This window comes from Acetobacterium sp. K1/6 (assembly GCF_034438075.1).
GTDB classification, from domain to species: domain Bacteria; phylum Bacillota; class Clostridia; order Eubacteriales; family Eubacteriaceae; genus Acetobacterium; species Acetobacterium carbinolicum.
Genome location: NZ_JAXQGA010000003.1, coordinates 19,961 through 35,807 on the forward strand (window position 1 = coordinate 19,961; position 15,847 = coordinate 35,807).

At 43.9% G+C, this 15,847-nt stretch carries 11 protein-coding genes and 1 pseudogene; 11 read left to right on the forward strand and 1 reads right to left on the reverse strand.

What is annotated here, in order from left to right:
* The first annotated feature begins 305 nt into the window (after positions 1 to 305).
* The 11 genes and pseudogenes from U2P91_RS03215 to U2P91_RS03265 all read left to right on the forward strand — a co-directional run bounded on the left by U2P91_RS03215 (position 306) and on the right by U2P91_RS03265 (position 14,296).
* The gene (locus tag U2P91_RS03215) at positions 306 to 2,033 is read left to right on the forward strand and encodes an MATE family efflux transporter (RefSeq protein ID WP_111888713.1); all 1,728 of its coding nucleotides are present in this window, start codon (positions 306 to 308) and stop codon (positions 2,031 to 2,033) included.
* Positions 2,034 to 2,047: 14 nt separating this feature from the next.
* On the forward strand, positions 2,048 to 3,670 hold the full coding sequence (locus U2P91_RS03220) for a SpoIIE family protein phosphatase (RefSeq protein WP_111888714.1): 1,623 nt from the start codon (positions 2,048 to 2,050) through the stop codon (positions 3,668 to 3,670).
* A gap of 4 nt (positions 3,671 to 3,674) precedes the next feature.
* Complete coding sequence (locus U2P91_RS03225; RefSeq protein ID WP_111888715.1) at positions 3,675 to 4,229, forward strand: hypothetical protein; 555 nt, start codon at positions 3,675 to 3,677, stop codon at positions 4,227 to 4,229.
* Positions 4,226 to 4,828, forward strand: a complete 603-nt coding sequence (locus U2P91_RS03230; RefSeq protein WP_111888716.1) for a GNAT family N-acetyltransferase — start codon at positions 4,226 to 4,228, stop codon at positions 4,826 to 4,828. Before U2P91_RS03225 ends, U2P91_RS03230 begins: the two co-directional genes overlap by 4 nt.
* Positions 4,825 to 5,235, forward strand: coding sequence for an ATP-binding protein (locus tag U2P91_RS03235; RefSeq protein WP_111888717.1), 411 nt, complete (start codon positions 4,825 to 4,827; stop codon positions 5,233 to 5,235). The genes U2P91_RS03230 and U2P91_RS03235 overlap by 4 nt, the downstream gene beginning before the upstream one ends.
* A gap of 121 nt (positions 5,236 to 5,356) precedes the next feature.
* Positions 5,357 to 7,645, forward strand: coding sequence for an ABC transporter permease subunit (locus U2P91_RS03240; protein WP_162624519.1), 2,289 nt, complete (start codon positions 5,357 to 5,359; stop codon positions 7,643 to 7,645).
* Positions 7,642 to 8,358 (forward strand): annotated as a pseudogene (locus tag U2P91_RS03245) (amino acid ABC transporter ATP-binding protein); the annotation flags it as partial. The gene U2P91_RS03240 and the pseudogene U2P91_RS03245, both read left to right, overlap by 4 nt.
* A gap of 394 nt (positions 8,359 to 8,752) precedes the next feature.
* Positions 8,753 to 12,841 (forward strand): PEP/pyruvate-binding domain-containing protein, encoded by a 4,089-nt coding sequence (locus tag U2P91_RS03250; protein WP_111888720.1) that lies wholly within the window; start codon positions 8,753 to 8,755, stop codon positions 12,839 to 12,841.
* A 217-nt stretch (positions 12,842 to 13,058) separates the two neighbouring features.
* On the forward strand, positions 13,059 to 13,661 hold the full coding sequence (locus U2P91_RS03255) for a helix-turn-helix domain-containing protein (RefSeq protein WP_111888721.1): 603 nt from the start codon (positions 13,059 to 13,061) through the stop codon (positions 13,659 to 13,661).
* A 37-nt stretch (positions 13,662 to 13,698) separates the two neighbouring features.
* Positions 13,699 to 14,058, forward strand: a complete 360-nt coding sequence (locus tag U2P91_RS03260; protein ID WP_111888722.1) for a GIY-YIG nuclease family protein — start codon at positions 13,699 to 13,701, stop codon at positions 14,056 to 14,058.
* Positions 14,033 to 14,296, forward strand: coding sequence for a CatA-like O-acetyltransferase (locus tag U2P91_RS03265; RefSeq protein WP_111888723.1), 264 nt, complete (start codon positions 14,033 to 14,035; stop codon positions 14,294 to 14,296). Before U2P91_RS03260 ends, U2P91_RS03265 begins: the two co-directional genes overlap by 26 nt.
* On the opposite strand, the gene U2P91_RS03270 is transcribed toward U2P91_RS03265, so the two are convergent.
* Positions 14,261 to 15,835 (reverse strand): IS3 family transposase, encoded by a 1,575-nt coding sequence (locus tag U2P91_RS03270; RefSeq protein ID WP_111888724.1) that lies wholly within the window; start codon positions 15,833 to 15,835, stop codon positions 14,261 to 14,263. The genes U2P91_RS03265 and U2P91_RS03270 overlap by 36 nt on opposite strands.
* Positions 15,836 to 15,847 lie beyond the last annotated feature (12 nt).

Here is a 15,847-nt window from a genome sequence, read left to right on the forward strand (position 1 = left end):
ATGCCAATAAAATGATTGAAGGGTTGATTTTTTCAATAAAAAATGAGTGAGAAAAGTCTGATTAGGTTCAGGCTTTTTTTATGTCAAAACGAGAGCTTCATTGTCAGAAAATTTTTGAAAACGTTCCAATTAATTAAATAAATCTTGAGCATCGCATGAATAATATATGCTATAATAACCACGTATAACTTTTTTTTAATTGGGTGATATTTTAGCAACGTAATTATTTGATAATCAATCGATTTGTTGTTCCCCTGGGATCAGTTTACTAAAACTGAAAAAGTAGGACGTGGAGAGAAGGCATCATGAATAATCAACATTTTGTTAACAAGGCTTTTCGCATATTTGTTATCAACAGTATCCTTTCTTCGGCTGGGGTAGTGCTGGGAACCTTTGTCGATGCTATCATTCTGGGGAATGCTTTTGGTGCAGTTGGTTTGTCAGTACTGGCCGTTTCAATGCCGATATACGCGGTTTATAACCTGTTCGGTTACGCCTTTGGGGTTGGTGGATCACTGAGAGTTTCCGAGTCCATTGGCGCTGAGGATAAAGATGGGGTTCGATCCTATTTTACCCAGGCAGTAGTTTTTGCAGCGGCAGTGGGAGTCGTTATTGCGGTATTGGGAAGCCTCTTTCTGCCGACCATTATTGCTCTTACCGGAGGGGCGGGAATTGCTAGTGCCAGGGATTATATGTGGCCGATTGTAGTCATGGCACCGATATTTATTCTGGCTCCGGTGATGTCGTTGCTGATTCGCAGTGACGCCGATCCATTTTTGTCGACTCTGGGGATTGGTGTCTCGGTGGCGGTAAATCTGGTTTTGGATCTGATTTTCATCTTTGGACTGAAGATGGGTGTGTTTGGTGGGGCGCTCGCTATGATTATCGGACAGCTGTGTGCGGTTTTCATCTATTCACTGCACTTTTTTAAAAAGCATAATCACCTTAAATTGAGTCGGACTTCCCTGAGTCCCAAAGCCGGCGCTCAGCTTTTTCAGGGGGGCTTTGGGATTGCATCGGCCTTTATTTATCAGGGGATCACCTTGATCGTTATTAATAATTTACTCAGTGTAACCGCGGGGGGCGGGGGATTGGGTGTCTATAATATCCTTTTTAACGTATCATTATTTGCTTATGCCATATTTGATGGTATTTCGTTGGCTCTGGCACCACTGGTCGCAACGTTTGCCGGGGAGAAGGATACTGAAGGTGTTTATAACACCATGGGCCTGTCCTTAAAGACGGCAGTTTTACTTAGTGCTTCATGTGCCCTGGCTTTGCTGATCTTCGCAGAACCTATTGCGTCGATGTTTGGGGTGGCGGACAATCTGCCGCTGGTAGCTCAGACCATCCGCATCTTTGCCTTCGGGGTAGTACAAACCTGCTTTAACTGCATCATGGCACACTTTTACCAGACCATTAAGCGGCCGTCTCTGGCGGGGCTGATTTACTTTATGCGGGGGCTATTGCTGCTGGTTGCCTTTTCGGCCTGGTTTATTCCGGTTTTTGGAGTGCTCGGAACAGCATTGGCAATGGTAGCGGCGGAAACGGCAACCATGGTGATCCTGCTCATTGCGGCACTGGTTATCAAGAAACAGGGCGGGTACCGAAATATTTTATTGTTTAGAGAACCGATTATCGCGAAGGATAAACTATATGAAACAACCCTTTCTTCTGACATTAAAGAGCTTGAAAATTGTGTGGTTGAGATTGAAGCTTTCTGTGAACGGCTTGATATTGATAGCAGGAACGCTTATTTTATTAACCTGACCATTGAAGAATTGGCAACTAATATAATTAATTTTGGATTTAGTGATGGGAAACCGCATTATATCCATATAAAAATTGCTCTATTTGAAGAGGACATCTATATTCGGCTCAGGGATGACAGCACCAGCTACAATCCTTTTGAAGAACCGGAAAAACCGGATGAAGGGCTTGATTATCTGGGTGTATCAATTGTACGCAAAAAGGCAAAATCATTTGCCTATAACCGAACCCTGGTATTTAACAATTTGCTTATTATTTTATAGAAAAGGTGGCATGTATGAAAGAACAAAAGAGCATTCGTCGAATCAGTTTAAAAACCAAGTTTGCCTCAGCCAGTATGATTCTGGCACTGGTGTTATCATTGGTGATTGTGCTGGTTTCCTATTTTAGTTATCGGGATTCCATGTTTAAACGCTATGAAGAAAACATCACATCACTCGTGAAAACCGCTTCATCCTTTGCTCCGGTAGACAAGGTCAACCAGTATTATGAAACGGGCCAGACCGATTCTGATTATGAATTGTTCATTAAAGAGTTGCAGGTCATCCAGGAACAGAACCACTTGGAATTCCTTTATGCCTATGTCCCAATTGAACAAGGGTTTAAAGTTTTTGGGCAGGGAACCAAACCGGGGACGGCAGGTCATTTTGTTCTTGGTGATTTTCTGGGAACAGACTATTATCCACAAGAAGATATTGATGCTGCTAATCAATATTTTATCGGTTCTGAGAAATCAAAGACCATTATCACGAATGAAAGTGAGTTCGGATATCTGATTTCTGCAGTTCATGTGTTAAAAGATGCAGAAGGGAATCCGACTTTGATTATTGGGGCAGATATGTCCATGAAAGATATTAATTCGACTCTTAGTAATTATATTATTCTGGTTTCTTTTGTTGCGGCACTGATCCTAATTTTATTTATCACCATTTATCTGCTATTTCTTAACAAATCGATTATCGATCCGTTACAGGTGATTGTTGATAATGCCACCGATTTTGTCAATACCAACATCGATGATAACCTCAATGAGATTGTGGCTTTGAATATCGAAGTACGAACCGGTGATGAAATCGAAATTCTGGCCGAAGCCTTTAACAAGATGACCAGTGATATTATCCGTTATATCAAAGAATTGACTAGCGTCACGTCTGAACGGGAGCGGATTGAAACCGAGTTGCGGATTGCCACCCTGATTCAGGAAGGCATGCTGCCCCGGAATTTTTTATATCCTGACAGAAACGAGTTCACCCTTTATGCCTCGATGCGGGCGGCTAAAGATGTCGGCGGCGACTTTTATGACTTCTTTTTCGTGGATGATGATCACTTCTGTATCACCATTGGCGATGTTTCCGGGAAAGGGGTTCCAGCGGCTTTGTTTATGGCGATGACCAAAGCGACCGTAAAAGATCTGGTACTCAGGCGCCTGCCTGTCGATGAGGTCATGACCGAAGCTAATGTTAGTCTGTGCAACAACAATGAACAGGGTATGTTTGTGACCTTGCTGATTGCCATTATTAATGTCAAAACTGGGGTCTTCCAGTGGTGCGATGCCGGACATGACCCGGCAATTATCTGGAAAAAAGATGGCACCGTTGAAATGCTTACTGGTAAGAAAGGATTTGTTTGTGCTGGCATGGAAACGGCTAAATATAAGATGAATGAATCGCAAATCGAAAAAGGGGATATTATCTATCTCTATACTGATGGGATTCCCGAGGCGAATAATACCAAAAATGAGTTTTATGGACTGGAACGCCTGAAAACATTGGTTGCTTCAAAAGACGAGCATGATATTAAATCACTGTGCGCCGATATTTTAGCGGATGTAGACGAATTTGCCGATACCGAACCGCAGTTTGATGATATCACTATGCTCGGGTTTAAGCTTGAGGAGTAGTGGCATGGATATTAGGATAAAGCAGGGCGAGTGTTTGTCGAGGCAGGACTTTGAAGCGATAATTGATTTGGATCGTAAAATTTTCGGAGATAGCATAATATCTAATGAAGGGATGGCCGAAAAACGGTTTTTGAAATTTAAAGACGGTTTGATTGCGGCATTTTCTGGTGATATGCTAATTGGTTTTACCAGCTTTTTTAGTGTGAATTCGAGTATTTATCAACGGGCGGCCGACAACCGGGAGTATATTGATGATAATCTTAATGATACAGATGTCGTTCCCTTGGAAAAAGGAAGGAATAACGATATTCTCTTGTTTGATATTGTTGTCGAGCAAGCTTTTCGTCATCAGGGTGTTTCATATTTATTAGTGGATTCAATCAGGGATTATTTGAAGAAAAAACATGCAGAAGGCTATGCGCTTGGGAAAATTATCGCTTTCGCAATAACTTCTGATGGTATTAACAATATGGTATCTCTTGGCGGGAAGTTGATCTGGTCCAATGACAAGGCGACACTTTTTGAAATAAGCAAAGAGACGTTCTTGGGGTGCTTATGATAACCATATGGGACAGAAAGCTCGACAAAAATAACATGAAAAAGGCGACTGATGTGTTGTGCCACGCCTTTAAGAATGACCCCCTCTACCGAACCGTGTTTCAGAATGAAAAGGATCTTTGCCGATATATCAAGCTAATGGTCAATTACTACAATCGCAATGGTGAAATTCATGTGGCGGTTGTTGATGATAAAGTAGTCGGTGCTTCCATTTGGAATCATAAAGGCAGACCGTTTTTTAGTATCCGCACGGCCCTAGTCAGTGGTATGTTGGGAGAACTCATCAAATTTCTAATGCTTGCGCAGGTTAAAAGTTTGATTATGGTAAAAAATGAAGCTCTGATCACTGAGCGCTATCATTATAATAAAGAACACCATTATATCTTTATGCTTGGCTCTGTGATGAAAGGGGCGGGCCGGGTGCTGATGGAATATGATATTAAAAAGTTCAGCGAATGTCCCATTTATTTAGAAAACAGCAACATCACGGACAATAAGAATTTTTACGAGCGACTTGGATTTCATTCCATTAAAACGATTGATGTGATGGGGGTCCCGGTGGATTTGTTAACCAACAGTAAAGGAGATCAGAGCGTATGAAGAAATTAACCGTTGATGCATCTACAGAAAATTTATCTAAGATTCTTGAATTTATCGATGCCGAACTGGAGGCGGCTGGAGCCGATATGAAAATGATCTTTCAAGTTGATTTGGCGGTAGAAGAAATATATACAAACATTGCCCACTATGCCTATGCTCCGGATGATGGCAAGGTGATCATTCAATTTGACGCCTATGGTGACCCGTTGCTGGTGGAAATACAGTTTATTGACTGTGGAAAACCATTCAATCCCCTTGATAACCCGGATCCGGACATCACATTGACAGCTGAAGAGCGCCAAATCGGTGGTTTAGGTGTGCTGATGGTCAAAAAAACCATGGATGAGGTGGACTATCGTTTTGAAGAAAATAAAAACATTTTAACAATAAAAAAATATGTAAGTTAGGTTATTAAACAAAGTGATAAGGAAGATGTTGGATTGTGATTATAAAAAGATTATAGCGAAGGGGTTTGATCCCGATGCACCAGTGTTAGCGGCAAAAGAGGATAGAATTGAGGAGGGGATAATGCCCAATAGACAGAAGCTTTTGGCCTTAATGCTAGGGTTTATAATTGTATTGTTCGGTGGTTGTTCAGCCGCGGATGAAGCGAAAATTGACAGTACCAGTGATTTAAACCAGGCCGGCTATATCATCGGCGTTCCGGAAGGAACGCCACCAGAAGAAGTGGCGAAAGAGTTTATGCCCAATGCCGAAATCTCGTACTTCACCCAGTTTATTGATGGCGTGGCGGCGCTTAAAAGTGGCAAGGCCACGGCGGTCATTTATGACAGCTCGGGGGTTGATCGTATTCTGCTCAGCAATCCCGATCTGGTCAAGCTGCCCGAGGAACTGGGCAATATTGAAATCGCTGCTGTGGTCAGGTTGAGTGATACGGGGCTTAATGACCAGGTTAATGCTTTTATTAAACGGATTCATCAGGATGGAACTGCCGACGAAATGGTGACCCGCTGGATTGAGAACATTGGTGGCGTGATGCCCGATATTCCCAAACCCCAGAACCCGGAAAAGAAGCTGACAATTATTACTAACGGCATGACCGAACCGATGAATTACTACGAAAATGGCGAGCTCACCGGTTACGATATTGAGTTTATCGAGCGCTTCGCCAATTACGCCAACTTTGATTATGAAATCATTACCATGGATTATGCCGCGATGATCCCGGCGCTGCAAAGCGGCAAAGGCGATATTATTATCTCTGACTTTTTTAAAACCGACGAACGGGGACAGGAAGTCCTTTACAGTGATGCCTATGTGGTGCTTCACAACAGCGTGATGGTACGAAAAAGCATGTTTTCGGGAAATATAGAAGCGGAAAACAGCACCATTGCCACCAATGATGAGCTTAATGGCAAACGGGTGGGCTTTATTACCGGCATGGTGCACATTGATAATTTTCGCCCATTGTATGATTCCATGGAATATGAATTTAACGATTTTTCAGCGATGACAGAAGCCCTGAAAGCGGATCGGATTGATGCGATGCTAACGAGTGAATCCAAGGTGGCTGAAATTATCGAACAGAATCCTGACCTGCTGGCCTTACCCCCATATGCGGATAACTCGGCATCGATTGGGATGAGCAAAACAAACACCGAGCTTGGGGACAAGCTGGATGCGGTGGTGAAAAGCATGATCACCGATGGTTCATTGGATGCCTTGACAAAAAAATGGATGGGCAGTGATGAGGCCCAAAAGGTGCTGACACCGGTTACCTTGACCGGCGAAAAGGGTACCTTGGTCGCTGGCGTTCTCGGTGATGATTATCCTTATTCTTATTATAAAGACAATGAGCTGGTGGGTCTGGAAGTCGATCTGGCCAGAATCCTGGCGGCCAAACTGGGAATGAGTTTAGACGTTAAGACGATGGATTTTTCAGCCATTATCCCCAGCATTACCGCGGGCAAGATTGACCTGGCTTTCTACCTGGCCTATACACCGGAACGGGCAGCGTCGATCCGATTCCTGACACCGCTTAAATCAGATCGTGCCGTGGCCCTCGTTAAAAATAAAGTCTCCACCGACAGTACCGCTACTGCGGGTTCATTCTTGACCGGTTTTTTTACCTCGCTTCAGGATAGCTTTAATAAAACATTTGTTGTCGAAGATCGCTATAAGCTGATTTTGCAGGGGTTGTGGACAACCATTGTTATTTCGATGTTGTCACTATTGTTTGGCAGCGTTCTGGGAGCAGTAGTCTGTGCGATGCGCAAGTCCCGGGTAAAGATTGTATCCGGGCTGGCGATTGTTTATATCCGGCTGATACAGGGGGTGCCAATTGTCTTAACCCTGATGATCCTGTATTACATTTTGTTTGCGTCAGTGGATATTGCCCCGATTCTCATCGCTGTGGTGGGTTTCTCGATTAACTTTGCCGCCTATTCGGCCGAGATATTCAGGACTGCCATTGATGCCACCGACAAGGGTCAACTGGAGGCGGCCTACGCGTTGGGATTTACCAGGGTATCCAGCTTTTTTAAGGTCACCTTACCCCAGGCACTGCGTCACATTCTGCCGATTTTTAAGGGCGAATTTATCAGTATGGTAAAAATGACCTCGGTCGTCGGCTATATTGCTATTCAAGATTTGACCAAGATGACAGATATTATCAGGAGCCGAACCTTTGATGCTTTTTTCCCGCTCTTTGTGACCGCTTTTATTTATTTTGTGATCACCTACCTGTTTATTATCGTGCTGGGAAAAATTGAAGTTTCGATTGATCCTAAACGCCGGAAACGGGTGGTCAAAGCGATTATCGATCCGGAAGTGAGTGTAGCGGAGGTGGCAGAATGATAACAATTAATGGTTTGTCCAAAAACTTTGGAGAATTGGCGGTGCTTAAGGGCATCAGCACCGAGATAAAAGAAGGCGAAGTGATTTCGATCATCGGGCCATCAGGCTGCGGCAAGTCAACCTTTTTGCGCTGCATCAATTTGCTGGAAACCCCGACTAGTGGCGAGATCGTCATTGATGGCCAGAACATCCTGGCTAAAAATGCCGATGTCTCAGGACTGCGCCAGAAAATGGGAATGGTGTTTCAGTCTTTCAACCTCTTTTCCCATCTGATGATTATTGAAAACCTGATGCTGGGGCCGGTTAATTTATTAAAAATGCCCCGGCAACAAGCCTATGATGAAGGGCTGGCTTATCTGGAAATGGTCGGGCTGCGGTCAAAAGCCCTGGCCTTCCCTGACGAATTATCCGGTGGCCAGAAACAGCGGGCGGCGATTGCCAGAACTCTGGCGATGAAACCGGAGATTGTTTTGTTTGATGAACCCACATCAGCCCTGGATCCCACGATGGTCAGTGAAGTACTGGGGGTTATCCGTAAACTGGCGTCAAGCGGGATGACGATGATGATCGTAACCCATGAGATGAAGTTTGCCCGCGATGTTTCCAGCCGGGTGTTTTATATGGACGAAAAGGGAATTTACGAAGATGGAACACCAGCAGAAATTTTTGATCATCCCAAGAAGGCCAAGACTCGGGCGTTTATCCGGAAAATTTCATCCTTTGAATATATCGCCGCGGGCAGCGGCTTTGATCTCTATGAACTTAATGCCAGAATCGAAACCTTCCTTAAAAAGCAGATGTTTACCGATCGTCAGATTATGAATGTCCAACTGGTTTGTGAGGAGCTGGTCCTCGCGATCCTGCTGCGGGCGTTTCCCAAGGCCAGCGTTGCACTTTTGGTGGAGTATTCAGATTTAAACGGTGAGATCACCATTAAGGCCAGCTTTGAAGGGGATGCCTATGAACTGGAAAAGGCAGAGGAAAACGAACTATCACTGGCGATTATTAATACATATGCCAAATCCGTTACCGTTACCAATGAGGCGGGCCGAAATAGGGTGAAGATAATTATTTAACTAAATCGATTGTAATCAGGGGGATAGAAAAATGGCGAACGTGTTTTCTTCCAAGGCTTTAGAGGCCAATCTTAATCAGACCCGGGAAAGTGTCACTGAGATCCCGGAGATTCAGCTATGGTTCGGCGAGTTATCAAAAGAGTACTGGGGGATTCATAAGCGCACCCAGGAATTTTTGGTTGAGCTCAATCATAAGTATCGCAACAATCGCTATGTCATTGAGTCGCTGCAGACCATTTGTCTTGGCGATCTCTGGCTCTACTACGAGCTGGAAGAATCCGAAAAGGCTTTCACGGTACTGGTGGAGATGATCCGCTCAGTGCTGCGTTCCAAACTAAAAGACAGCCAACGGGTCTTACTCAGTCAGGTATTAATCCGCTTTATGGATCGTCTGGCCAATCTTGATGATTATCCCAAAACAATAATTTCTTTGTGCATCGAGGTCCTTAAAGCGGACATGACGGCGCACGAACTTCTTTATGTTAAAAATTCCGGTATATTTAAAATACATTTAAACAAGGTAGCGGCGGAACCCGAATTTAGCGCAACGCTGGTAGAGATCACCACAAACTTGCTCGATCAGTGCATTGATTACTGGGATCAAAGCTCCCAGGCTGATGTATGGTTTGCTTCCCGGCAAAAACTCTTTCCCCATTTGCAAGCGGACGACATCGAGGCCATCGGTCATGCTTTTTTTGAGGAGCTCAGAACGAAGCGCCAACAAGCCACCGATTGGCAGGAACTTCAGCAGCAGCCTTTTTTTAATGACATCGCTAATTATTTTCGCAGCTTCTCAGAAAAATTCCCGACCCATCTGGAAACGATTTACTATTTGTATTATCTGCTGCATTTGCCCGGGATGGCTACCCTCAACGACCATCTGATCTATGATATCAACCGGAATCTGCGCAACATCTTTGATGAACTGGATTCTAACGATATCATCGATTTTATCAATACCATCATGGACGAGTTTAAAGAACTTAGTGCGGAGCATGGCGGCACCGTACTGGATTGTATTCTCACCCTGGGCAAAGAAATCATTGCCACCGGAGACACTGCCAATATTGATTACTTCACTAAAGCGCTGATTAAGATGGGTTTTAACTACCCGGGGAAATTGAGTCTCAATACCGATTGGCAGATTCTGATCGATTCCAATCACGTCAAAAACATTCGGGTATGGCTGGAATTAATTGAAGAAAATCCCCGGGCCATGCGGGAGCTGTTGGCGGCCCTTATTGTCAATCTCAAGCTTGGTGGGATCTTTATTTCCGACACCGATCTTTTTCAGCGGGATATCACCCGGCTGCTAAACGGTGAAATCACGCCGGTTTATCGGGAAATCAAACAATTGGCGCGTATCTTTCCGGTCTATTTTCGGGAAATTGGGGCTGAGGGTGAGCTTCGGGATGTGACAACCGCCATTGACGAGGCCTCCCGTCGTAAAGACCGGCTGATCCATTTTATGCGCAAACAGATTCATATTGAAAGCAATAATACCCATATCGATCTGGCCCGGAAAATCATCACCTACTGGTATGATGGCAATAAGGAACCGTTACAAGAGATGATTCCCCAGGAAATCTATGAAGGTCTCGATCAGGACAGTAAGTGGTTTATCCGACCTCACGAAACGATGATCCGACTTTGCCAGGAACTGAAAGTAACCCCGCCTGAGCTATTCCGTCTGGATATTGACGTGATTCGGGAGGTGTTGCACAGGTTTGGATCGGATCTATCGCTCGATGTCAAACGGGTGCTTTATCTTCTCAGAGCTTATTTTTTACTGTTGGAAAAATACTCCTTCGAATTTGACGATGTTCTAGCGATGCTCAGAGGTTACAGCCCCCACCTGACCGGAGATTTGACCGAACTAAAACAAAGCCTTAAAAAAGATGATAAGGAAGCATCGATTCGGCAGTTTTATAAACACATGAACCATCTTAAATTGATTATACAGGACCCTCATCCCAGTGAAGCCACTGAAAATATTTATTACAAGCGGCACATCGCGGCGGATATTCCCTCGATGTACGGCGAATATGTGGAACCCAAATTTGACGCTCTGGGTCTGATGTATCGGCTCGAAAAAACCGTGGCCAAGCTGATGACTCAGGTCACCCAGCCTTTTAATGCAGAATACATTACCGCAAAAACATTTCGTCAGATTTATCAGATCCTGCTGCTGTTTAAGGATGGGCTGGAGCTTGATGGCATTTACAATCAAGGGTTTAACTCCCATCTGGATATGCTTAAATTTGGGCTGGCCTCGCCCAGCTTTTCGATTCATCAGTACGTCAATATTTTTCAGTTCATGGCTAATGATATCAAACAAATGATCAGTGAATACTTTTTTGATCTCTTTGAAATCCCGATGAAGGTTATTATTCCCCAGATTCTTGCCTCAAAACAGGTGGAAATGGCAGGAGACAACCGTAAGTTTTATCATATGGAATCGGAGAAATTCTTGCGCGATAATCTGTCCACGGCTTTTCTGGTTCAGGATTTAGATAACTTTATCACTGACACCATCAACGGGCTTAGAAGCATGATGAAAAACTATTCGAGCACCTTTATTGAAAGCATGATGACCTATGACCCCGATATTAGCTTTAGTCTGCTGACCCAAACCACCGCAGAAATAGACAACCCGGTTTTTCTGGGAGCCAAGGCTTATTTTCTAAAAAAACTGATTACCTACGGATTTCATGTGCCGCCAGGATTTGTGATTACTACCGAAGTGTTTCGGCATAAGGAAACGATTGAAGGCCATCCGGATATGATGCGTGATATGGATTTGCGCATTGCAAAGCATATTGCGGTTATTGAGGAAATCACGGGACAGTCTTTTGGCAACGCTGACAACCCCTTATTCTTCTCGATCCGCTCGGGTTCGTCGATTTCTTTGCCGGGTGCGATGAAAACGTTTTTAAACGTCGGTATGAATGATGAAATTGCCGAAGCTTTAAGCAAACAGGAAGGTTTTGGTTGGACAGCCTGGGATTGTTACCGGCGCTTTCTCCAGAGTTGGGGGATGGCTTATGGCATTGATCGGGATGTTTTTGACCGGGTGATGTTGGAACACAAACAACAATGGGATGTGGCGCTTAAAATCAATTTTAGTCCCGACCAGATGAAAGCCATCGCTTACGGCTACAAAATGGTTTTAAATGACTATGGCATTGAAATCGAAAGCAACCTGTTTCAACAGCTAAAACAGGCGATTCGCTCGGTTTTGGACTCCTGGTTTTCCCAAAGTGCGGTTTACTATCGCGATCATCTGCAGATTGCTAACGACTGGGGCACGGCCGTGGTGGTTCAGAAAATGGTGTTGGGGAACCGCTCGGCCCGCTCCGGCACCGGGGTAGTTTTTACCAGCAGTCCTTTTAACGGATGTGCCGGGATTAATCTCTATGGCGATTTTGCCCTCTGCAGTCAGGGCGAAGATGTGGTTTCCGGGCTGGTCAATACCTTGCCCATCAGTGAGTCGCAAAGAAAACGGGATTATCGCGATAGCAGCTTGTCACTGGAGTCGGGATTTCCCCAAATATATAATGCCCTGATTCGATATGCCGGACGGCTGATTGAAGAATATGGCTTTGTTCATCAGGAAATAGAATTCACTTTTGAATCCGATAACCCGGAAGATTTATATATCCTGCAGACTAGGAATCAGAACCTGAAAAAACAAACCTCCTTTTTCAGCTTTTTGCCAGCACCCAACGAAATGGAGCTGGTCGGTCACGGCATTGGCATGAGCAGCGCCGTGTTGTCAGGACTCCTGGCCTTTGATATGGCAGATATGGAGGGTTTAAAACGAAACACGCCTGAGGCAAAAATTATTCTGGTGCGGCCGGATACGGTGCCCGATGATATTCCGCTCATCTTTGTCTGTGACGGCCTGATTACGGCCAAGGGCGGGGTCACCTCCCATGCCGCAGTGGCAGCCGCCAGCATCGGTAAGGTCTGTATTGTTAAATGCAAGGGCCTGGAAGTTAATGATTCGACCAAAGAATGTACCATCAATGGGCATCGCTTCAAATCCGGCGATCCCATCTCCATCGACGGCGGGCTGGGGAATATTTACAAGGGGAATTATGAGATTGGTGAGATTTAAGGCCGGGATTAAGTATAAGAATAGATTACGATATAACGAAAACAAATGCGATTTAGTAGGATCGTTTTCGTTATATCGAAAACGATCATTGAAATAATCGTGAATTTTTTCAGAGCAAAGCTAGTGATCGCAACAGCATAATCTGTTGAAACTCTACGGAGCGTTGATTGAATAAATTTTCGTTATCAACTATTATAGTTCATATGGAGGTAAGACTATGGATTGCACGAAGGTAGGCATCCTACTAAAGGCGTTGCGAAAAGAAAAAGAAATGACCCAAAAGCAGGTTGCCGATCAGATGCACATCAGTGATAAAACCATCTCCAAATGGGAACGTGGTATGGGTTGTCCGGATGTATCCCTGCTGGGAGAGCTGTCGGAACTATTTGAGGTGAATATTGAAAAAATACTTTTAGGAGATCTGGAACTAAATGATATGGAAACAGGAAATTTGAAACGAATAAAATTTTATGTTTGTCCAAACTGCGGAAATGTGATCAGCACGACTGGCGATGCACAGCTTTCCTGTTGTGGACGAAAACTGGCCCCACTGGTGGCCAAACCGGCCGATGAAAAACATAGTGCTATGGTAGAAGATGACGATGGCGAATACTACATTACCTTTGACCATGAAATGAGTAAAGACCATTTTCTTTCTTTTGTGGCTTATGTGTCGGCGGATCGAAGTTTGTTTATCAAACTGTATCCCGAGCAAATGGCGGCGGTACGGCTACCGGCAATGAGCGGTGGAAAGCTGGGGAAGAAGTATGGCAGTAAACTGTACTATTATTGTAGTAGAGATGGTCTATGGGTATTGTAGGCAAAATAAACAGAGTTACATAAGGGGAATTAGATAGATGGAAACACGATCAAAAAAAGAATTAAAAGATAACTATAAAAACAGAACCGTTGTCGGGGGGATTTATGGCATCAAATGCAATGGCAATGACCGGATCTGGATAAAATCGACCAAGGATATGGCGGGTCAAAAAAACCGGCTTGGGTTTGCGGTTGCAATCGATTCATGCCCTGAACCCGCGATGCTTAGGGAATGGAAACAGTATGGCGGCAAATCATTTTCCTTTGTTGTCCTCGAAGAAATCGAAAAAGGTGAAACCCAGACCGAGCGGGAGTTTAGTGATGACGTTGCGATACTGTTTGAAATATGGAAGGATAAGGAAAAACTAAAAAATGAACACACAATTACATCCCATTGACTTTGAAAACTGGGATCGAAGACAATACTTTTATTATTTTACCGAAATGCTGCCCACCGGATTTAACCTGAATATAGAGATCGATATCACTAAGGCCCATCAGAAGATTAAAGCAGCGGGCAAAAAGTTTTTTCCTGCCTATCTTTATCTGACGGCAAAACTGATAACCGAGCAGGGGGGTGCGGACGTTTTGTTGGACCGACTAAGCGACCAACCCCAGACTTTTTCTATAGTTTAATGGGCTCATTCCCCCGAGTGATAGCTTAATCCGCTTTTCACCGTACCACTGAATGTATGCATCAAGCTGATCAATGAATTGGTCTATCGTTACACCAGTCCATGAGCAGCCATAAAACATCTCGTTTTTTAGTCTGCCAAAAAATCCTTCACATGCTGAATTATCTGGCGAGCAGCCTTTCTTTGACATTGACCTTGTAAGCTCAGCTTTTTCAATACGTTCAAGCCAGCCTGGCCAACGATAGTGACAACCACGATCAGAATGAACGATGGGTTTTTCGTCTTCTCTAAGCTGGGAAATAGCTTCATCAAGCATTATATTTACAAGTTCTGCATTTGGTGATGTACCGATGGTCCAGCTTACCGGAAGACCATCAAAGCAATCAATGATTGGAGATAAGTATATTTTTCCGGCGGGGATATGAAATTCGGTTATATCTGTCAGCCATTTATTGTTGGGCTTATCAGCCTTGAAATCGCGGTTAATGACATTTTCAACCGCAGGGGTGATTTCGCCTTTATACGAGCTGTATTTCTTGCGTTTGATATTCGGAACAATAAGGTCTTCCTCTTTCATTATTCGGCGAATAACCTTCTCTGATATGGTAGCTCCGGCTGATTTTATAACCGAATGAATTCTGCGGGAACCATACCTACTGGATGATTCTTCGAAGGTGCCTTTCACCTTTGTTCTTAAATCAGCATATTTATCGGTATTGATAGCGAGTACCTGGTAACAGTAGCTACTTTTAGCCATAACCATTATGTTGAGAAGCATATTTAATTGATGGGATTCTCGCAGGGCATTAATAATTGTGGCCTTCTCACGGTTCGTAAGCGTTTGAAGATTAATGCCCTTGTCTTTTTTTATGAGTTCAGCAGCTTTTTCATAAATATCGCGCTCAATCTTCAGGCGATGAACTTCCTTCTGAAGTTCCGCAACCTGTGACGAAAGCTCATCTTTTTTTTCATGAAGCTCTGACACCTCAGTTTCATGAGATTGAACATTTTGGGATTGAATGATTTTCTTTATGGGCTTTTTCATTGACTGAACGCATCCTTCTTTCAAAAACAGTCGTTTCCAGTTATAGAGATTTTCTCTTGTTGTTCCATACTCAGCAGCAACTTCTTTAGCAGGTTTGCTACGGGAACATAGGGAAATGACAGCCTGTTCTTTTTGATCACGCGTATATTTTACAACAGCACCACCGGAACGGCAATACCTTTTTTGGTCTGGAGCAAGTTCTGTTATCCATTTATCCAGCATTGGGCGACTAGGATAACCAAGCTTTTTCACTGTCCGTGAAACACATTTGCCATGCTCACGATAATAGTCAACGGCCTTTTGTTTCTCTTCATCAGTAAATTTCGATTGCTTGATAAAATTCTGATGAAGATCTCCATTCTGAGAATACTCATTGTACCAATTCCAAAGAGCTTTTTTGGAAGGATAGCCCAACTCACGGATTACGGTAGCGTAACTCATATCGTATTGAATAAGCAATTTGACAGCTTTAATGTTTTCCTGATAGGAAAACATGTGGTACCTCCT